Here is a 20,321-nt window from a genome sequence, read left to right on the forward strand (position 1 = left end):
GGCGGGTTTATAAGATTATTAATTTTTGGCGATTATGGTTGGTAAAACCCGCCCCTACAGGAATTGGGGTTTAATGTTCCGCAGTAGATTGAGGTTGAAAGTTGGGTAGGGGCGGGTTTATCATATTATTAGTTTTTGGCAATTATGGTTGGTAAAACCCGCCCCTACAGGAATTGGGGTTTAATGTTCGGCTGTCAAAAGCTGAAATTGCTCGGTATCGATGCGATTTGCTTGATACAAAGTTTGAGCAATTTCCGAAAGCGCTAACACGGAATGTGCGCGATAACCGTTGGCCTGCATCTTATCTTTGACTCCTTGTTCGTGGTCGATTAATACCACAATATCTTCCACATTCAAGCCAGCCGATTTTAACTTAGCCGCGCCTTCCATCACGCTTTTGCCACTAATCAAAATATCATCGACTACGACAATCGTTTCTCCTGCATGAAAATGCCCCTCAATTAATTTGCCTGCACCGTAAGTTTTCACCTCTTTGCGCGGGAAAATCATCGGGCGTTCCATCCGCAACGCTAAACCGGTTGCTGTGGGTAAAGAACCGTAGGGAATTCCGGCAATGCGATCGAATTTTAAGTTTTTAAGAATGTCTGCATAAGCGCTGACAATTTGATGGAAAATCTGCGGAATTGAGATAATTTTCCGCAAGTCGATGTAATATGGAAATACGGCACCCGATGCTTGTACGTGGTCGCCAAAAACTACGCAGCCGATGTCATAAAGTTGCAAGATTAAATCGCGGTGAGGTTCCGGTTGCAAAAAGCAAACATCGGGCAGCCACAATTCGCAAGTGGGACTACCTTCGATCGCCCGCACCCTCTGTTTATTAATACTATCCCGCAGTTTCTCAATTTCTCGGTGCGGCTCTTTCCCCGCTAATAAACTTGGGGGGACTGGCAGCAGCAAACCGTCACCATTTGTGCTTAAACCGGCCGCCAGCAGTTGTGCGAGGTCGTTTTCTTCTGTGAGGTCATTTTCTTCGGCGATGTCTCCTTCGACTAAAATTAGGCGTTCTGGAGCTTCTTTGCGGATGCGAGCTAACATATCCGGCATTACTCCTACCTCTAAACCTAGTTTTTCGGGAGTTCCCCAAGTTTGAGAGAGTCGGACTAATTGCAAGTAAAAAGGGTTTGTTGGCGTCGGATATTCTTGCAAAGCAGCCCCTGACGGGTTGGCGGTGGCACAGAGCACAAAAACTGTTTTTCCAGCGTATAACAAAAAAGGCGCTACTTGGTCGAATCCGGCATAGGGACTTAAAGTAATAGCGTCAACTCGCCAGTCTTGAAATACAATTTTGGCAAACACTGTGCTGGTATTTAAATCGCAGTGTTTGGCATCTAAAATTACTGGCAGGTGAGGGGGAATAATTGTTAAAATTTCTTGCAGCAATGCCCAACCGGGAATACCGAGAGATTGGTAAAAACCGAGGGTGATTTTGCAGGCACAGATTAAATCGGCTGTTTGGTCGATCGCACTTTTTAGCTTAGCAAACAAATCAGTTACAAAACTTTGAGTTTCTTCCCCAGTCATGGAAACCTGCGGGGGCAAGGTTTCTGGGTCGGGATCGAGGGCTAAATACAGCAAACTTTGATTGCTTTCAACAGCCGCTAACAGTTTATCGAAAAAGTCGGTGCGATCGCTCATAGTGTGTTATGGAGGTAAGGGGAATTAAAAAAATTGCAGATCAAAGTGGGATTGGTGTTGTGCCGGAAGAAACCGATCCCCGTTGAAATTGAAAGTAAGAATCTTTTAAGATTGTAGAATGTAAAGAGCAGGAAATCTGTAACTTTGGGAGCAGTTTCATGGGGAATGATTTTCGGGTTGGCTACACCAGTGATTTCACCTAACCCCCAGCAAATCAATTAGTTGTGGTAAACTAACCAGTCTCCGGGCGGCGATTTTATCGGCATTGGCCTGCGGTACGCGAGTTTAGCAAATGCCAATTTGCAAGGGGCAAATTTGAGCGGGGCTGCTTGGCGGCAAGCTAATTTACAAGGCGCTAATTTTACTCAAGCTAATTTAATCCAGAGTCCGTTTGACGGGGCTAATCTAAAAAATGCTACCGTTGGAGGTATTATTTTGGTTGACCAAGAATTTCTTGATGGTACAAGCCCCCGCATTTATCCGTGGAATCAATCGAAAATCGAAAATCCTCAAGCCCCCGCATTTATCCGTGGAGTCAATCTAAAATCTAAAATCTAAAATCTAAAATCTAAAATCGATTGACGGTAGTATTAAATAGAAGCAGAAGCTAAAGTCATGTCCGCCTTATATGATGGATAGTAATAAATGATCGGTACGATCGACTTTACGATTTGGGACGAGTTGCTGCAACGCTACGTTGACGATTTCGGTCGCGTCAATTATGGGCGCTGGAAAGCTGAGGGGGCGGAGGTTTTGAGGGGGTGGCTGGAAAGTTTGGCCGATGTCGATTTGGCGGATGGTACTGATGCGGATGCGCGGCTGGCGTTGTGGCTGAATGCGTATAATGCGATCGCAATTTCTCAAGTTCTGGAAGTATATCCGATCGCGTCCATCCGTCCCAAAATTTTGGGAATTCCCAACTGGCTGAGTTTTTTGGATTTTTTCACTCGTTCAAATACGATTATTGGCGGCAAAAAGTACAGTCTCAATCAAATCGAACACGCAATTTTGCGGCCGGAATTTGCGGAACCGCGCATCCATTTTGCATTAGTTTGCGCTTCTGTCGGGTGCCCGCTGCTGCGCCGCGAGGCTTATTTCCCGGAGTCGGTACGGACTCAACTAGAAGCGGATGCCAGCCGTTTTATTCACAATCCTGATAAGGTGCGATATGATGCCGAGAAAAAGACGCTTTATTTGAGCAAGATTTTTAAGTGGTACGGCGAGGATTTTGTAAAGGCGGCGGGTTCGGTGGCTGACTATGTGGGCGGTTATTTGGGGCCGGAGGCGGCTGTGAGTGATGGATGGGCGATCGTTTTTTTGCCTTACGACTGGAATTTGAATCGGCTTGATGGATAAAATTTGCGCCTGTGGGTAGGTGTTTTTTTGAGGCGGTAATTTTTTTAGTCTGTCGTTACCCATTCAAATTGCCATTCCCCAACGTACAGGATGAATTGCCTGCTGTGCCGTTACCCCCGGAGCAACTGTCACAATCCAACTCATCCTAGTCAAGAAGTTCTTGGAGAGTGTCATTGACTGCGAGAAAAACGCATCGGCGTCGCGATAAAAGGTAAAGTTGTAATTATTTTCTTTTTTGACTACCTTAAATCAATACTACTGTCGGCTTTGTCAGCCTACTATAGTGGTTCACGACTACTTCCCATATTGGAGGATAAAGGATGACAGGTCTAGACTCTCTCTTGGTTTCTGTATCTACTGCTTACGACGCTGGTTTATTAAACCGACATGATGTGGAAAGAGTTCAGAATATCATAAAATCCATTGAAAAAAGAGGATTGGATGAACTAATAACAGTTTCCTATGCTTTCATCTGTTATTACAACGATGTAGTTGCTGGACTCAATACAAAACAGTTTGTTCCGTCATACGGACTCAGAGAAGTTGTCTCTCTGTATCCCAATACACTTCTCCCGAAATTTCTTTACGGGCAGTTGTCCAATGTATTCGATAGCACTGGTAAATTGCTAGAAAACTACTCTAAGTCAAGCTTAGATTTGATATTAGGTTTACTAGCACTTGTTAAAAGGATAGATGACCCTAGAGCATTGAGCCAAGAGGAAATCAAGTTACTATTTTCCGAAGGCTTGCAGACACCGCGCGATCGCGCCCTATTCGGCATTTGTCTCTACACGCCGACACGAATTAAGGAAGCTTGTACCTTGCGGGTGAGAGACTATTACGCTCTTGATGGTTCCGTTCTGCCAGAGGTTATTATCCCCACCAACAAAAAATTTGTAACCCGCACCATCCCAGTAATTGAAGAGCTAAGGCTGATACTGGCTGCCTATCAACCAACCGATGATATTTACCTGTTTCCTGCTCTTGAAGGCTCTAAAAGCATCAACCTGGAATCGGCATCAGAAATTTTTTCTAATGCCTTACAACAGGCAAATATCATCGGTGCTAGCATCCACAGCTTGAGGCGGACAAGCCTAATACCTAATATTGATGAGTAATGTGGGTATCCCCTTTCGGGTAATCCAAGAAATCAGCAGCCACCGCAACCTTAAACAATTGCAGCGGTATTTAGAGGTAGGGTCTGACTCGCTTTATTTATAGGTATTTGAGGCTCTAAATCAGAAAATATAGGTTTCCTGATGTGGTTTCAATAGTTACAGGCTCTAGGCGGGGAAATACCCCAAATTCTCTCATAGAGCCTTGAACGGATTCAAGTTGCAATCAACCTAAATCCCTATCAGGGATTGAAACATGGCCTCAATCAGGTTGAGAGTGGAGATTTTCACTAATCGGTAGGTGGTTAGATGAATGCTAACCAATTAGCTATTGATCCGCCCTTAAACCTCTCCACTCAAAATCTGTTGAACCGTCAAACTTAGCTGTGGAAACATCGGAGATACGATCGCCTCTCCATCCCGAAATACCCCAACCTCAACATATTGCCCCTCCTCAAGCCGCAAAACCGTCACTACTTGTTCAATTGGATCGATAACCCAATACTCTGCGATGCCCCGCGCTGCGTACTGAGCTCGTTTGCGTTGGCGAAGCCCTCGAAGAGGATCGTAATCCCGATCCCTGCCCACTCTACCCGGACTGACTACCTCCACAACAAACCGAGGAGGCAGCATATCGAAAGTGATAGTTAGCCTGATTGCTGTCAGCGGAATATGTTCAGGTTCCAGAATTATCAAATCGGGGTAGCGGTTGGCCGCATCTCCCGATCGCAAAACGGCAACTTGAACCTCGCAATTATGCGTTTTGATCAGCCTGAGTGGCACTAGCCCGCTGCTAGCAAGATAGAAAAATAGATAGTTAGCAATGAAATTATTAGGTTCAGATTCTGGTGGCAAAGCTATTAACTCCCCATCAATTAACTCATAGCGTTGACCCGTATCATGTGAGTAATTAAGGTACTCGTCACAAGTTAATTTTTTAGATTGAGCTTGTACCATAATATTACATTCCTTGATTTATTCGTTTCTTTCTGCTGGGAGTTTGTTTATATAGAAACGGTTTCAACCGCCGAAGGATATCAATCAAAACTGCTGTGCTAGTTCAGCAGGTGTCCCAGCCTCCATCGACAATCAACCCACAAGTGACATATTAAAAACTATCACAGTTCAAATCCTCTGGAATATTAAAAATGATTTCAGATAAATTTCGACGGGAGTTGCGCGAACAAGCCAAACTCTGGCAAGCAGAAGGACTCATCGATACTTCATTCTACCAACAACTTTCCGAACGCTACCAATTCAACACACTAGAAACCGCCTCCCGCAACCGATTCCTCAGCATTCTGATGAGTCTCGGCGGCATTCTCCTCGGTATAGGAGTCATCACCTTTGTAGCCGCCAACTGGCAAGTTTGGTCGCGCGAAGTGAGAGTTACACTGCTGCTAAGTCTTTTCGTAGCAGTGAATGCAGCAGGTTTCTATCTGTGGCGAATTCCCCCATCCCGAAGCAACAACTCCCCTCCCAATCTGCCCGCAACAAAAGCGCGAAACAAACTCCTAGGTGAAGGATTGTTGCTGTTAGGTGCTCTGATTTTAGGAGCAAATATGGCATTGATGGCGCAAATGTTCCACATTGGCGGTTCTTCCTACGGACTTTTCCTTGCTTGGGGAATCGGCGTGCTCGGAATGGCTTACAGTTTGCGGTTGACTTCCTTGGGCGTTTTGTCCGCACTTTTAATCGGTTTGGGTTATTGGCTGGCGGTGTTAGATTGGTCTTCTAAAGTCGAGTTTTCTTGGCTGGAAGTTTTGGTGCGGCAAATGCCGATCGCAGCCAGTATAATGTTTGTGCCGCTGGCTTATTGGTGTCGATCGCGTGCTATTTTTGCCATAGGTGCGATCGCGATAATTTTTTCCCTACAAGTTTCCATAGTCCAAGGGTTAAATCAAACCTGGGGTACAGCAATTTTTTGTGCTTTACCGCCCGCTTTGCTGTGGGGATACGACGATGCAATCTGGCCGAAGGTACACAGCAGGCTGTTTCAACCTACCGCCCGCAGTTTAACACTGCTGTTTCTCGCCGGTGTGTTTTATGTTCTTTCTTTCTACGGATTGTGGCAAGATTTGCCGAATCCTGCGCCAACTAAGCCGGATTGGGTTTTGCTGGCAAATGTGGCTGTTTTGGGCGGTTTCACGGTGTTTGAATGGCTGCGTTTAGGACGTTTGGAACTGCGGCGGCCGAAACAAAAAGGAGGGGATTTGACCACAGGTGCGATCGGCATTTTAATTCTCGCCAGCGCCTTAATACCGCTTATTCACCTCAATTTTACTCCCCTTCCTCAATTAGCAACTTTTCTGTTCAATGTTTTATCATTTTTGCTCGCTGTCGGCTTAATCCGAGAAGGTTTAGCATTAGGAAACCGCCGGACTTTTTGGGGAGGCATGGTATTAATCACCCTGCAAATTATCAGCAGAGTATTTGAATATAACACAGGATTGTTACTCAAATCTTTTGTATTTGTTTTGTGCGGAATAGGCGTAATTGCTGCGGGTTTGTGGTTCGAGCGCCACTTCGCAAAAATCCCCGATGAATAGAAATTATTCATCTCTCTCTTCTCTCACTCAGCGCCCTCTGCGTTCTCTGTGGTTTAATCATTCCGAAACCACCGTAAACAATATAACCCATACATAACATGAACACAAACAACATTGACTTATTAGTTAACAATCCAGATACAACAAATCTGTTTCAGCTTCCCCCGGAAGCAAAACGCCTTCCCGCGTGGCGGCTGTGGGTTCCTTTACTCTTGCAAATCGGACTAATTGCCGCCGTACCCGCCACCGCAGTTTACACTTTTATTACTGGCAAAACAGTTGTCCTGCAAACAGCACCAGTAGACCCTTACGACTTTTTGCGCGGATATTACCAAGTTTTGAGCTATGATATTTCCGATCGCACAAATCTCCAAAAACTCCCCGGCTGGAAAGATTTACCGGGCGAAGAAATATATTGCCCGCCCGGAGTTGCTTGTCCACAAAATACGCACAGTGTCAAGGCAAAAACCAGTTTTTATGTAATCTTAGAAGCGCCAAAAGCCGCGACTAATCCCGGCCGCCCCCAAGCTTGGAAACCCGTCCGCGTCAGTCTGGAAAATCCCACCAATTTGCCCGCGAATCAAATCGCAATTAAGGGCAAATATAACGGTTGGCAGATGGAATACGGCTTAGAAACTTATTATATGCCAGAGGATGAAAGGGAAAAAGTCAATCAGGAGATTAGCGAAGCTCAAAGGAAGCAGCGACAATCTTTTTTGGTAGAAGTAAAGGTTGACAAAACAGGCCATGCTGTGCCTGTGAGTTTGTGGGTGCGCGATCGTAATTATCGATTTTAGCCAATCAGGGCAAAAGGTCGATCGGCCTTTTGCCCTGGTTTTGAGTATTTTAGCTTAGGGAGGGGGCGGAGGTTGGGCGATACCCTACCGCAACGGGCCAGCAGGCGCGATCGGGATAGCTTCCCTCGCGCAGACCTTTCAATTGCCGACAACCCAGGAGAATCTATTAAGATATTTGACACTCCCCAGCCTAAAGGCGTGGGGATTCTTAATTCATCGACTAACCTTTAAGCGCCATGTCCTCGCGGCAATTCTTAAACTTTTCAACCGTAGGAAATACTACCAATTGACGAGCTTAACTCACAACACTCCAGAGGGTCTGTCTCCAAAAGCGTACTAGGATACTGAGCCTAGAGTTCGGATATGCCCTACCCTACCTAACAAATGAAAAAGTTCTTTGTTTTCTGGTAACGAGGATGTATTAATCCCCTAGCTGTTTTAAGAGTTTTCGCCGCTCTGTGTCCCCAGTTTGTGCCTAAAAGTGTGTCTTAACTGTTTCACGAGGGCAAAGGAGTTTAACCTTGACTTTTGCAGTATACTACAAAAAAACCAGCAATTCCCTGATTTTTTAGAATAGATTTAAGAAATTAAAGCCGTTCTAGAAGAACGGGGTTTTAAACCCAACTTTCCGATAAGACTTGCAAAAATCTTGCCAGTTCAAGGGCGCAAGTCATGACTCTACTGGAGCTTCTCATGTTAGCCGAGCTAATCTCTGCCAGACGAATACTCAAGACCAAACTCCTCGACTTCTTAGGACTTCCCGAAAATTGCCAAGACCAAACAGATCATCTCGTCAACCGAATTGTATCCCTGCTGGAAGAAAATCCAGCCGAACAAGAAAGATTTTGGGAGACATTCAAAAGTGAATTAGCTGTCGATCCCGTTGAATTAGAAACAATACTCAAGTGTTCGCCAGCAGAACGCCAGCAGTGGATTGAACAAGACAAACTCCCTATTTTAGAATACCGCTCTTTCCGCAAATCAGGAATCCATTTAGAATATCCCGTTCACGACAGAAGATTCATCTTAAGTCTAACGCCAACCGATATTAATAATTGGCGCAAAGAACCCAAAGGGCTGATTAAAAATAATCGCGAAATACCCACCCCAATCAATACAGAAAAGCCTGAAGAAAACGAACAATCACGACTAGCTTTTAGTTCCGAATGGGAAAAAATCATTGCCGACTGGAAAGAACAAGGTTCGGCGGAAATTTCAGCAACCTTCCAGCTAGCTTACTGGACTGTTTGGGCGTCGCGCTGGGCCAAAGAAAATCAGCTCAACAGCTTTAAAGCAATTAAATATAAGGAAGTCTACGAAACTCACCAGCAGGAATGGTATCAGCGAAAAAATCAAGCAGTCAAGTTACTAATTGAAATGCCCTACGCCATGCTTTACTTCTACCGTCCGGCGGATTCTGACAAATTATATCTCGAACTGTGCGACGACCACGAGGAAATGATGAAAGATGCCTACTTTTGGGATAAGTGGGATTTTTTCTATCAGAACCGCAAACTTGTAAATAAGTGCCGCGAGTGTGTGTACTGCGAAACCAAAGATTATTACTCGCTTTACTATCTCGAAATAAAAAGCGACAAGTTTCCCGATTTTAGCTTTTCTTTCCACACGCCGTACACGATAGGCAGAAAATTTTTGCCACATCCAGAAACGCTGCCTTATGTAGACCACGTAGAACAGGACGGCATTTTTCGCTTTGGCCGCCCGCTGCTGGAACAAGAGAAAGCTATTCACACCGAAAAGGATGTATTGCTCAAGTTTGAGGCAGCTTTGGCAGAAGCGAAAAAGTTTGTTTAGTCAGTAGTCAGTAGTCAGTAGTCAGTAGTCAGTAGTCATTAGTCAGTAGTCAGTAGTCAGTAGTAGACTTATTGCACATTTTTTGATTGATAGGGAAACCAATGATATCAAATCTGTTAGCAGCGGAATTATTCAGATATCTATTCTCTTTATCTGCGTGAATCTGCGTCAATCCATTGTCATCTGCGGTTAATTTTTCTTTTTTTAACCGCAGATACAGGCAGATAAACACAGATTAACGCAGATAAATTAGATCGATTCCGGTTGCGCCCTCGGTGATTGTTGACGGTTGACTGGATTTGATGCCCGACGATGCTACCAGATTTGATAGGACTTTTGAACTTGGATTACTTGAATGCAGCAGCCAGCATAAAGTTTGGGTTGTGGAGTTACTTCGGAATTGTACGATCGCCATCCCCCCTCTATCAACAAACTCCCCAAGTCAGTTTCAGTCTCAAACAACCACAAAAATACAGCCAACCCTGGCCAAAATACCGGATTTGTATGCCGATGAATATCTACCAAAATGAATAGACCACCGGGCTTAAGCACGCGGTATACTTCCTGAAAGATTTGTCGCAATTGCGCCCGTTGCATTTCGTGCATCGCAACGCTGCTGCGTACTCCTGTCAAACTGACAGTCGGCAAAAGCTTCTAAATAATTATTGGCTGATGGTACATTTTTCGTTGACTGTAGTCACCCAAACGAGGATTGCCGCCTACGCTAAAAGCAGCCAGACGCGCGATCGCAATCCTAGAGACACTGATACCGATAACTTAAATCTCTAAAAATTGTTGCTATAGTCAAAATTATGTATACCTTGCTATCGACTTAAGATATTATTAAATTATATGATAAAGATAAGTAACAGAACTGAGACGATGGGAGAGCTGTAACCGCTATGGGTCGTGTGGGAGTATTGCTATTAAACTTGGGCGGGCCAGATCAAATCGAGGATGTCCGTCCTTTCCTGTTCAACTTGTTTGCTGACCCGGAAATCATTCGCATTCCGTTTCCGTGGATGCAAAAACCGCTCGCCTGGTTGATTTCGACCCTGCGCTTTCAAAAATCCCAGGAAAACTACCGCCAAATCGGGGGCGGCTCTCCTTTGCGGCGAATTACCGAGGAACAAGCCCTAGCCCTGCAAGAACTCTTGCAAGAAAAGGGACAAGATGCTCGAGTATACGTGGGGATGCGCTACTGGCATCCTTTTACCGAAGAGGCACTCGCCAAAATTAAGCGCGATCGCATCGAACATTTGACAATCTTGCCGCTGTATCCTCAATTTTCCATCAGCACCAGCGGTTCTAGCTTCCGGCAGCTAGAAGAAATGTGGGGCAAAGATCCTGCCCTCAAGGATATAGAATATACCGCTATTCCTTCTTGGTATCAGCGGCCTGGTTACATTCAGGCAATGTCGGAATTGATAGCCCAACAACTAGACCACAATCCGAATCCCGATCGAGTTCACATCTTTTTCAGCGCCCACGGCGTCCCCCTCAGCTACGTAGAAGAGGCTGGAGACCCCTATCAGCGCGAGATTGAAGATTGCACTCGTCTGATTATGGAACATTTGGATCGATCGAACGAACACACTCTAGCTTATCAAAGTCGGGTTGGCCCGGTGGAATGGCTCAAGCCTTACACCGAAGACGCCATTACCGAATTGGCAGAAAATGGAGTCCAAGATTTGTTGGTAGTTCCGATTAGTTTCGTTTCCGAACACATCGAGACTCTTCAAGAAATTGACATGGAGTATCGAGAATTAGCAGAAGAATCGGGGATTAAAAATTTCTACCGAGTGCCCGCACTGAATACTCATCCGGTGTTTATTGAAGCCTTGGCTGATTTAGTCATCGAGTCGATCGAATCTCCCAGCGTTAAATTCTCCGATGTTATACGCCCTTCCAAAAAAGTGAAAATGTACCCTCAAGAGCAGTGGGAGTGGGGCTTGACCACGGGGGCGGAAGTCTGGAACGGTCGTGTGGCGATGATTGGTTTTGTGGCACTATTGCTAGAGTTAATTACGGGTCAGGGCCCGCTACACTCGATCGGATTGCTTTAAATTGACAGTTGACAGTTGACAGTTGACAGTTGACTGTTGACTGTTCACTGTTGTTAAAAAGGACTAATGATATAAAATCCGTTGGTATCGGAATTATTCATCTCTCTCTTCTCTTCCTCTGCGCCCTCTGCGCCCTCTGCGGTTAAATCATTCCGAAACAACCGTAAACGATATGACTAATCACCAATAACTAATCAGCAATAACTAATCACTAACTAATCAGGATCGCGCTTGCGGCGGCGGGGATTTCCCCTGTCGCCCGGTATTCCCTGACTTCGGTACCATCGATACCACTCTTTAGAACTGCGAATTGCCAGCCACAACAGCATCATCGCAACTAACCCTCCCTGCCGCGGGGCGTCAAAGGCAAACAAAACCAAGGAAATGCACAGAACATCTTGGAGGAAAATCACCCAAATCGGCAAACCCTGCAGCCGATAAAACCATCCTGCTTGTACCAGTTGCAGCACTAAAGCCAACAAACCTCCGACAATACCAATTATCCACAGCATCCAAGGGTGAGCAATAATTTCCTCGATCGAACTTACCTGAGCGATCGCAATTCCCATAATTGCTCCTACAATGGGGCTGAAAATAATTTGCACAATTTGCAGTACCCGCTGTCCTACAAAGGTTTTAGAAGCAAATAACTCTAACAGCGACCAACTCACCAAGATGGTGATAGCCACTTGGGGGGGAACCCCCGACAATAGAGGTATTTCCGACCAAAGTTTGTCAATCCGCAACAAACCAATTAACAGCAGGGGCAGGGCAATTCTCATACCCCCTGCCGCAGACGCAGAGAGTGCGGCTAGGAGTCCAACCATAATAATAATTCAGTTTCTAACGTCAGCTAAAGCCTCGATCTATTTCAGAATTTAATTCCCCTGATGGCTGCCAGTGATTTGAGCGATCGAACTCAAATTGCAGCTTGAGCTTAAATATCACCCTCTATTGTAAGTGTATCTGCTTAATCGCTGCTTGGCACTGCGATATTGTCGATCGACACAAGGTAGTTGACTGTTGCCAGAAGAAAGGAGGCAGCATTCAACCAGGATTGTGATTAAATTAAAATGTATAGGAAAACCAGTAGCTCAGCCGAGATACTTAAAATTAAGATGTCAGCTATTCTTCCTTCTTCCCTCTGACTTCAAAATCTGACGGGTACTAAATAATTAATCTGTGTATCCGTGTCAAAATCCGTGTCGTGCTTTCCTTATTCCCTCGAACCTCTTCCTTAGTCTTATTATGTCTGAATCATTATTTGCCGATGCCAGCCGCCGATTAGAACGAGCCTTAAAATATGTGTCCCTTTCCGAGGATACGATCGAACGGCTGAAACACCCCAAATCCAGTTTAATTGTATCGATACCCGTGCGGATGGACGACGGTTCCCTGCGAATTTTCCAAGGTTATCGGGTGCGCTACGACAATACCAGAGGCCCGTCTAAAGGAGGAGTGCGCTATCATCCGGGAGTATCCCTTGATGAAGTGCAATCCTTAGCATTTTGGATGACGTTTAAATGTGCAGTTTTGAACTTGCCCTTTGGAGGAGCCAAGGGCGGAATTACTCTCAATCCCAAGGAATTGTCCAAACTGGAATTGGAACGGTTGAGCCGGGGCTATGTCGATGCGATCGCAGATTTCATCGGCCCCGATGTCGATATTCCGGCGCCGGATGTCTACACCAATCCCATGATTATGGGTTGGATGATGGATCAGTACAATATTATTAAGCGGCAGCTTTCTCCAGCGGTGGTGACTGGTAAACCAGTGACAATTGGTGGCAGTTTGGGCAGAGATACCGCAACAGCAATGGGTGCTTTTTTTGTAGTACAAACTCTTCTACCCAAATTTGAGCTAAATCCTCGAGATACAACTGTAGCAGTACAAGGTTTTGGTAATGCAGGTGCTGAAATAGCTGAACTGCTCTGGAAAGCAGGTTACAAAGTTGTTGCTGTCAGCGATTCCCAAGGGGGAATTTATGCTAAACAAGGGCTGGATATCCCCAGTATTCGAGGCTTTAAAAACTCTAACAAAGGTATCAAAGCTCTTTACTGTGAAGGTTCGGTTTGCAATATTATCGAACACGAAATATTGACAAATGAGCAACTTTTAGCATTAGATGTAGACGTGCTGGTTCCAGCAGCTTTGGAGAATCAAATCACTGAAGCGAATGTTAATGATGTTAAGGCTAAGTTTATTTTTGAAGTAGCTAACGGGCCGATTGATTCTGCTGCTGATTTGATTTTAGAAAAGCGGGGAATTCACGTAATTCCTGATATTTTAGTCAATGCCGGAGGCGTAACGGTTAGTTATTTCGAGTGGGTGCAAAACCGCAGCGGGCTTTATTGGACGCTGGAGGAAGTCAATCAGCGGTTGAAGCATAAAATGGTCGAAGAAACTGAGGCAATTTGGAAAAAATCTCAGGAATTGTCAGTTTCCATGAGAACTGCGGCTTACGTGTACGGGTTAAATCGACTCGGAGAAGCGATGAATGCTAAGGGAACGCGGGATTATTATGTGAATGGTTGAGAAAAGTGCGGTAAGATTGTGCGATCGTACAATCTTACCGCAGTTATTCGAGAAGAGTGCAGTCTACGAACCGACTTGGCAAAACTTGGCTTTGAATTGGGGAATTTTAGGATTGCACGCAGCAGTTTATTTAAGCGTAACTTTGCTGCTGCAAAAGAGAAAAGATATTATTAAATAAGTAGGTCATCTAGCTACGGAGATTACGCGAAAACCAGAGCCACGCGAAAACCTATGAGCTGGAAGCGATGGCCCACACAAACCCTGACACGATAGGCACTGCGGCAAGTAAGCGCAGTATCGAACCAGGAACCGCCACGCAGGACTCGAACATCCCTTCTGCCAGTTTCCCAGGAACTTCCGTCAGTTGGTGCACCGTTCCAGTCTTCGTGCCACGTATCGCTGCACCACTCCAAAACATTGCCGTGCATATCGCACAGTCCAAAAGCATTGGGGGGAAAACTCCCGACATCGGTTGTTTGTTCACGGGAAAGTCCTGTGGGGGCGTTTGCGTAGCGCCCGTATCCCTTATAGTTGACTAATTCCGGGGTAATGGTTTCCCCAAAATGAAATGGGGTTGTTGTACCCGCACGACAGGCGTATTCCCATTCTGCTTCACTCAATAGGCGATATTTTTTCCCGGTTTGTAGCGAGAGTTTGCCACAGAATTCTACGGCATCATCCCACGATACATTTTCTACAGGACGTTTTTCACCTTGGAAACGGGATGGGTGGTTTCCCATCACTGCTTGCCACTGTGCTTGGGTGATGGGGTATTTGCCTGCATAAAAAGTGGGTACTGTGACTTGATGCTGGTGACTTTGCTGATAATTTACTCCCTCTTCGTCGTTGGGGCAACCCATCATAAATGTGCCGCCGGAAATGTAAACCATTTCTAGTACAATTGAGTTACCTAAGTCTTCAGGAAAAAAGTGAGCAAATGACTTAGTGCGGCTATTTTCTCTCCCATACGAATCTACTGTGATGACATCAAATTCAAATGTGGGGAGATAGTCTTGGAACTGCGGTTTTATCTTTAAGTCATCCCTATCTTTCAGCAGTGCATAGGCAGCTAATTTTAGCTGCAGTGAGTTATCCCGCAATGCTTGAATTCTTATCAAATCTAACCCAGCTTCTCCATATTTCAGCGCTTCAGAGAGTGCGGCGATTCTAACTTCGACAGCGGGCGAAGCTAAGCGGCTTTTAACGCCTGGGATGCCTCCGAGTACCGCAGCATTGACAGGAATTGAACTTTGACCGCCGAGGACGGCATCGTATTCTCTAGGTTCATTTTGGTGGTTTGACATGATTGAAACCAGGGACTTTTGCTAGTTTATCCGGCTGCAATGGAGGCATCGCCAGCAACTCATCAACTGAGAAAGGTTGGGGTTGAGGAATGGCAGCTTCAGCGTCCATGAGTTCTTTTATTTTATCAAAAATAAAAACAGCTTCTGTTTCTGAGTCAGTTAGTTTTTCGTAAAAATCAGGTATAGAGAACCAATGCTCAAAAGCAATCTCTAACAAACCGTTAGTTGCTAATTGCACTTGCCAGTACCGAGAATATCTGGCATCCACTATCTCAAATAACGGGGCCCGATTGTGTATGGGATAATAAGTATACCGCTCGTCGCAAATATAGTACGGTAAATTCCCTTGCCATTCAGAGATAGCATAGACAATATACTCTTTACCTACTATCAGTTTAAATTCAGTTTCTTTGGTGATGTCTAACGGTGGATTTAGGTAATTTTCCGGTAGATAAGACCCTTTGGTGGCAATGCAGCGAATCTTCATATTCTCAAAAACAGGCTAGTTTTAATTGTACGATCGGGCTTTTATATCATTTCCGTTTAATTCAGAATTGTATCTGATGAAGTTCTTTAGATACCGTAGGGTGCGTCGCTGTCTATAATCTGCGGATCTGCTTGAAAATCTCGTAGCGACGCACCATACAAATATTTAATTTACCAAATCCTCTAAGGAAAGGTTCAAGAGGTCGCACAATGCTTTCGTCTGTTCGAGATAGAGTTTTGGAATATGTCGGCCTGCTTCCCAATTTTTCACAGTGGTTACACTCACGCCCAATTCATCAGCAACTTGCTGCTGCGTCAAAGAAAGCGATTGGCGTCGCTGTTTGAGTTTTTCCCCCACACTACTCATTCACTGCACCGATTTCAGAATTCCTATGGTTAAGGAGACAAATTAATTATGCCTGATACGGAACGACTTGATCGTTGGGTGGGGGCGGGTTTACGAGATTATTGATTTTAGGCAATTATGGTTGGTGAACCCGCCCCTACGATTTTTGTTAACTTGAAATTATACTAAATCCGGGTAACATACCCCCTTTATTGTATGGTAGGGTGCGTCGCTCGATAATACTTGCCATTCGCGAGAATTGTCGGTGGCGACGCACCCTACGCCTGAGAGATGATAAAAGGGTTTTCACGCCCCGGATTGGGTATTAAACATAAAAAAATCCCCCAAACGGGGGATTTCTTTCAACGCTATTACATAGCCTTAGTCTCCGGCATCAAACACTTATCTGAATCGCAGCCCGCCGGCCCCGAATCCATCATTTCACCTAAGTCATAACGACTTAGTGCCGCATGAAAAACATCTATTTGGCGACGCGCTAAAGTCTCTTCCACCATCTTGGTGTAAGTTTCCTTGCTTATCGGTTCAAACGGTAGACGCGGGAAAGTTTCAAGAGCATCAAACCGAGCTAAAAGCGCTGCGGAAATGTAGCCTTCATCATCGCGAATCGCTTCATAAATCCGAGTGCCCAAACTTTCCACTTCATTTTCGCGCAGTTCAATCGTGGCCGAAGTGTTATGTCTGACATAGAACTTTTGCACTTGCATATAAAAGTCCATTTGTGCCGCCGCTGAGAACTTGTTAATGTCAATTTCATCAGCACCGGGCAAGTCAGCCCAACTTACCGCAACAGGTATTTCTACCAGCCATTCTGTACAGCGTTCATCGAAGGGATTGTTCAGCAAATTGCCGTTTTCATCCTTGTCAGATTGAGACGGAATTACGTTGTATCCGTAGTCGATGCAAGCGAGGGCTACGGGGTCGTTTTTGCCGAAAGTGATCCGGCGAATGAAACGCTGGGCTTTCGGCGGATGCCAGCCGGGGGAAGCACCTGTCAGCAGAGATTTAGTACCCGATGGTTGAACCGTTGTGCAGCGATTTGGGCGTTTTAAGGAATGGCGATCGCAATAATCCCATACTACCCGATCGACAATCTCGCGCCAACCACTCAAATACTCTTCTTCCCGGTGTTTAAAAGCGATTCCTTGCGGAGTTTGCGGGCGGCCTTCCACCCACCAGCGCAGCCACTCAACGCCAAAAGCATGAACGAAGAAATCGAACAATCCCGTGAAAGATACGCCGACAATCGGGTCTAGTTCGCGGCTGTATTGATAGCGGGGTTCCAGAAATTTGTGATTGAGAAGTACCGCGACAGATAGAGCCGCCGCCTTGAAAGCTTCCTCCTGTTCTTTGAAATTGTAAGGGTCAAGTTGATTGAGGTGGATCTCAGAAAGATTACAGTTTCCAGCTAGGGTATTGCCGAAAACTCCCTTATGAAACTCTGGTTCGTTGAAGCAGTAAGTATCGTGCAATCCTGGTAATTCTTCGACACTTCTGACCACTTGCCATTTACCTTTGTGTTTAGCATTCGTCCCTTTGCTCACATCTAACCGCTGACAAGGAATTTCACCACAGTCAGTAATTTGCAAGTAATACAAATCCCGACTTCGGACACCGTAATTAGTAATTGACCCTTGATGAGCGCAAAGATTTAGCGACGAACGAATACCACATTTGGTCAAAAGTAACTGAACTCTGAAAGCGCGATCGCGGTCAGAAATATAAATTCTGATACCATTACTGTGGGTATTCGAGCCGTCAGTATCGGCTAATCCAGCAATAAAATGTAAAATTGCTTGCCGATTCCAGCTCGCAATTACATTTAGTGCTTCTGGGTTAACTTTCAAACTTTTCAGCAACTCTCCAGAAAAGCTCAAGTTAGTTACATCGGTAAAAGCAGGTAAATAGTCATAGCTTCTTTCAGGAGACTTATTTCCTGCTACTGATAATGCCATTTTGTGTTCGTAAAGTCGAACTTTCGCATTGTCATTTTTGTCTGTAGTCCCATCTCCTACAGCCACCCCCAAAGTGTAAGCATAACTTGAATCGATATTCAAGCCATCTTCATACTGAATTGTAAAAGGTTCAGTATGAATGCTATACCGACTTGTATCCATCAAGTCTTTGGTTTGAACTTCTCTGTAAACTTTACCAAAGCGATCCTTGACAAAAAAGCGATGATATTCTGTGGCATCCAGATAAGTACCATCACCAAACTTTACACGATAAAGTTTGCGTCGCCCGCCACAATTATCACTCGCTGTCTTAAATGGTGTGACGCAGCTCCATCTTTTACCATTCCAAATTTCGATTTCAGTTCCAACAACGTCCTTTATTTTATGCAGTCCGTCTCTAGTAATTAGCAGAGTGTCGCCACTGACACAATGAAAATTAGAGCCGATGATTTCACCACACGGGTTTAAGCCCACACGGGCTAACCGATGCTCTAACTCGCCAGCAGTCATATTAGGATAGCGTTCCTGCAACCACTCTTTAGCTTTTCCTTCGTCATAAGCTTTCAAAAACTCAAGTTTAAGACTCGGTGTTGAAAGTAAATCAACGTTAGATCGAGCTACAGCTTCCCCGGCCCATTGAATCGCACCTTCGCCGCTATAATACTGTTTGCGGACAGCATCAATACATTCTTCTAGTGTAGGTTTGGTATGGAAAACTCGCGTATGGTTTGCCATCCGAAGGGCATCGCGTTCTGGATCTATTCTCCAGTTGCCGCTTTCATCTTGTTGCCACAAATTATTTTTAGCATTTGCCCCCAGTTCGTCATCAAAAGAAAACTGACGCATTCCGGCCGATCTTCTAATATTTCCAGCGACGATCGTGACCGCAGCTTCATCAATCAACACGCAGCATTCAACTGAATTTAACTGCCGCCCTAAAGCTTTATTCAAAATTGCGGCGCAGCGCTGATAAAGGTCTGGTAATTTCACCGGATTTGCTACTCCGCCAAAACCTTTTAAAGGTTCTCCCACCGGGCGAACGTCGCTCAAATCGATGAATACTTGAACTTCTCCTGCAAATCTTTCATCTGTGGATAATTCCAGCAAAGTTTGATAGGAGTTTACCCAACCTTGGCGAGAATCTCCGACATAAATAGTTGCGGTTTTTTCTGCTATTTTTACTTCTGTTTCTTGACGGCGCGACTGGGCGGGTGTAGAGCCGATTTCGCCTTGCATGGTTAGGGTTAAACGGTTGCGAATCGGCGGCAGTTGGTTGATATATTTGGGTTCCAAGACTGCCCCGGTGCCGCAGCCCATCATTGCCAAATCCATTAACAAACCAAAGGAACGCCAGTCGAGAATATTTGTTGAGGAGCAATTATATGCGCCGGAAAAATTCTCTGGTTGCTCGATCCATTTGCTGCCGCCTACCCACAGCCAGCGGCCTGAAGCGAGGGTTTTGAGCTCGTTTTGCATCCGGTGCAGCAGTTGTGTTTCTTCGGGAGTGAGGTTTCCCAGCTTTTGCAGCCCCTTGACTGTTCGATCGCACACTTCGGCCCAAGTCTCCCTTCCCGTCTCGGTACGGCGGCTGTACGTCCTGAAAAATACTGGATTGGCTGCGGGTGCTGTTTCGGGGAAATCGGACAGGTTGCGTTTGTCGCTGGCACTCGATCGCTCTAATTCTCGAACCATAGGTTGTGTACTGACGTGTCGGAATATATCAAACTACGAATATACAACAGGATTCAGATTTAGGGTAAAAGGTTAATATATTTGACAATTTGCACTAGATATGGGGCACAGAACTGTACAAGCTCGATCGGGCGATCGGCTCAAAACTTGACAAAAAAACCCGATTTCTTCCAGAAACCGGGTGAAGCGCAAATCTTGTCAATTGTCAATTATTTGTCAATAAAAACTCAATATTGGGTAACAGCGGGTCTTGAACAACCCCCACACCGTTAAAGCCCCAACGTTCGAGTAGCTTTTTTACCTGAGAACCGGAAATCGATTCTACTCCGAATCGATCGGCAACATCAGCAGCGTGGGCATTGAGATAGCTCAAAGCGTCATAGTCTTCGCGAAACATCAGCAGGTAACTCACTGCCGCATCTGGATTGGGATTCGCGGACAGATATTTGCCGTCACTGCGGGAACGTAGCAAGTAAAAAACTTGAGATAACATCTTATCTTGTTTGTCAAAATAATAGATTAACTCAAATTGGGCATTGGGAATCGGGAATCGGGAATTGGGAATTGGTAACTTAAAAAAGTTTAATTATTTTTCTTCCTTCTTCCTTCTTCCTTCTTCCTTCTTCCT

The 20,321-nt window shown here is 45.2% G+C and carries 18 protein-coding genes; 9 read left to right on the forward strand and 9 right to left on the reverse strand.

Annotation, left to right across the window (positions count from 1 at the left end):
- Nucleotides 1-180 precede the first annotated feature (180 nt).
- Complete coding sequence (locus QUA16_RS11135; RefSeq protein ID WP_333104249.1) at nt 181-1,659, reverse strand: bifunctional orotidine-5'-phosphate decarboxylase/orotate phosphoribosyltransferase; 1,479 nt, start codon at nt 1,657-1,659, stop codon at nt 181-183.
- Nucleotides 1,660-1,929: 270 nt separating this feature from the next.
- Here QUA16_RS11135 and QUA16_RS11140 point away from each other — a divergent pair, with 270 nt between their 5' ends.
- The 3 genes from QUA16_RS11140 (at nt 1,930) to QUA16_RS11150 (ending at nt 4,133) form a co-directional block, all read left to right on the forward strand.
- Nucleotides 1,930-2,217: a pentapeptide repeat-containing protein gene (locus tag QUA16_RS11140; protein ID WP_333181137.1), complete on the forward strand. Its 288-nt coding sequence runs from the start codon at nt 1,930-1,932 to the stop codon at nt 2,215-2,217.
- An 87-nt stretch (nt 2,218-2,304) separates the two neighbouring features.
- A complete protein-coding gene (locus tag QUA16_RS11145; protein WP_333104248.1) occupies nt 2,305-3,015 on the forward strand; it encodes a DUF547 domain-containing protein in 711 nt (236 codons plus the stop codon).
- 320 nt (nt 3,016-3,335) lie between these two features.
- Entirely contained in the window at nt 3,336-4,133 is a 798-nt protein-coding gene (locus tag QUA16_RS11150; RefSeq protein WP_333104247.1) for a tyrosine-type recombinase/integrase, read from the forward strand.
- A gap of 339 nt (nt 4,134-4,472) precedes the next feature.
- On the opposite strand, the gene QUA16_RS11155 is transcribed toward QUA16_RS11150, so the two are convergent.
- Nucleotides 4,473-5,087, reverse strand: coding sequence for a Uma2 family endonuclease (locus QUA16_RS11155; protein ID WP_333104246.1), 615 nt, complete (start codon nt 5,085-5,087; stop codon nt 4,473-4,475).
- 191 nt (nt 5,088-5,278) lie between these two features.
- Between QUA16_RS11155 and QUA16_RS11160 the strand changes: the two genes are divergently transcribed.
- The 3 genes from QUA16_RS11160 (at nt 5,279) to QUA16_RS11170 (ending at nt 9,291) form a co-directional block, all read left to right on the forward strand.
- Nucleotides 5,279-6,679, forward strand: coding sequence for a DUF2157 domain-containing protein (locus tag QUA16_RS11160; protein WP_333104245.1), 1,401 nt, complete (start codon nt 5,279-5,281; stop codon nt 6,677-6,679).
- 98 nt (nt 6,680-6,777) lie between these two features.
- Nucleotides 6,778-7,476 (forward strand): GDYXXLXY domain-containing protein, encoded by a 699-nt coding sequence (locus QUA16_RS11165; RefSeq protein WP_333104244.1) that lies wholly within the window; start codon nt 6,778-6,780, stop codon nt 7,474-7,476.
- A gap of 693 nt (nt 7,477-8,169) precedes the next feature.
- Nucleotides 8,170-9,291, forward strand: coding sequence for a hypothetical protein (locus tag QUA16_RS11170; RefSeq protein ID WP_333104243.1), 1,122 nt, complete (start codon nt 8,170-8,172; stop codon nt 9,289-9,291).
- A gap of 315 nt (nt 9,292-9,606) precedes the next feature.
- Here the strand turns inward: QUA16_RS11170 and QUA16_RS11175 are convergent, their stop codons facing one another.
- Nucleotides 9,607-9,939: a methyltransferase domain-containing protein gene (locus QUA16_RS11175; RefSeq protein WP_333104242.1), complete on the reverse strand. Its 333-nt coding sequence runs from the start codon at nt 9,937-9,939 to the stop codon at nt 9,607-9,609.
- Between the two features lie 254 nt (nt 9,940-10,193).
- Between QUA16_RS11175 and hemH the strand changes: the two genes are divergently transcribed.
- On the forward strand, nt 10,194-11,357 hold the full coding sequence (gene hemH / locus QUA16_RS11180) for a ferrochelatase (protein ID WP_333104241.1): 1,164 nt from the start codon (nt 10,194-10,196) through the stop codon (nt 11,355-11,357).
- A gap of 215 nt (nt 11,358-11,572) precedes the next feature.
- On the opposite strand, the gene QUA16_RS11185 is transcribed toward hemH, so the two are convergent.
- Nucleotides 11,573-12,184 (reverse strand): DUF4126 domain-containing protein, encoded by a 612-nt coding sequence (locus QUA16_RS11185; RefSeq protein ID WP_333104240.1) that lies wholly within the window; start codon nt 12,182-12,184, stop codon nt 11,573-11,575.
- A 421-nt stretch (nt 12,185-12,605) separates the two neighbouring features.
- Between QUA16_RS11185 and QUA16_RS11190 the strand changes: the two genes are divergently transcribed.
- A complete protein-coding gene (locus tag QUA16_RS11190) occupies nt 12,606-13,892 on the forward strand; it encodes a Glu/Leu/Phe/Val dehydrogenase (RefSeq protein WP_333104239.1) in 1,287 nt (428 codons plus the stop codon).
- Complete coding sequence (locus tag QUA16_RS11195; protein WP_333104238.1) at nt 13,885-14,070, forward strand: hypothetical protein; 186 nt, start codon at nt 13,885-13,887, stop codon at nt 14,068-14,070. Before QUA16_RS11190 ends, QUA16_RS11195 begins: the two co-directional genes overlap by 8 nt.
- A gap of 22 nt (nt 14,071-14,092) precedes the next feature.
- On the opposite strand, the gene QUA16_RS11200 is transcribed toward QUA16_RS11195, so the two are convergent.
- From QUA16_RS11200 to QUA16_RS11220, 5 genes are all read right to left on the reverse strand, one after another.
- A complete protein-coding gene (locus tag QUA16_RS11200; protein WP_333104237.1) occupies nt 14,093-15,196 on the reverse strand; it encodes a formylglycine-generating enzyme family protein in 1,104 nt (367 codons plus the stop codon).
- Complete coding sequence (locus QUA16_RS11205; RefSeq protein WP_333104236.1) at nt 15,177-15,683, reverse strand: hypothetical protein; 507 nt, start codon at nt 15,681-15,683, stop codon at nt 15,177-15,179. Before QUA16_RS11205 ends, QUA16_RS11200 begins: the two co-directional genes overlap by 20 nt.
- 165 nt (nt 15,684-15,848) lie before the next feature.
- Complete coding sequence (locus QUA16_RS11210; protein WP_333104234.1) at nt 15,849-16,049, reverse strand: helix-turn-helix transcriptional regulator; 201 nt, start codon at nt 16,047-16,049, stop codon at nt 15,849-15,851.
- A 350-nt stretch (nt 16,050-16,399) separates the two neighbouring features.
- Nucleotides 16,400-19,693 carry a ribonucleoside-triphosphate reductase, adenosylcobalamin-dependent gene (gene nrdJ, locus QUA16_RS11215; protein WP_333104233.1) on the reverse strand — a complete coding sequence of 1,098 codons (3,294 nt, stop codon included), beginning with the start codon at nt 19,691-19,693 and terminating at the stop codon, nt 16,400-16,402.
- Between the two features lie 205 nt (nt 19,694-19,898).
- Entirely contained in the window at nt 19,899-20,186 is a 288-nt protein-coding gene (locus QUA16_RS11220) for a hypothetical protein (RefSeq protein ID WP_333053679.1), read from the reverse strand.
- Nucleotides 20,187-20,321: the final 135 nt, after the last annotated feature.

It is taken from the genome of Microcoleus sp. S13_C3, assembly GCF_036700905.1.
Taxonomy (GTDB): domain Bacteria; phylum Cyanobacteriota; class Cyanobacteriia; order Cyanobacteriales; family Microcoleaceae; genus Microcoleus.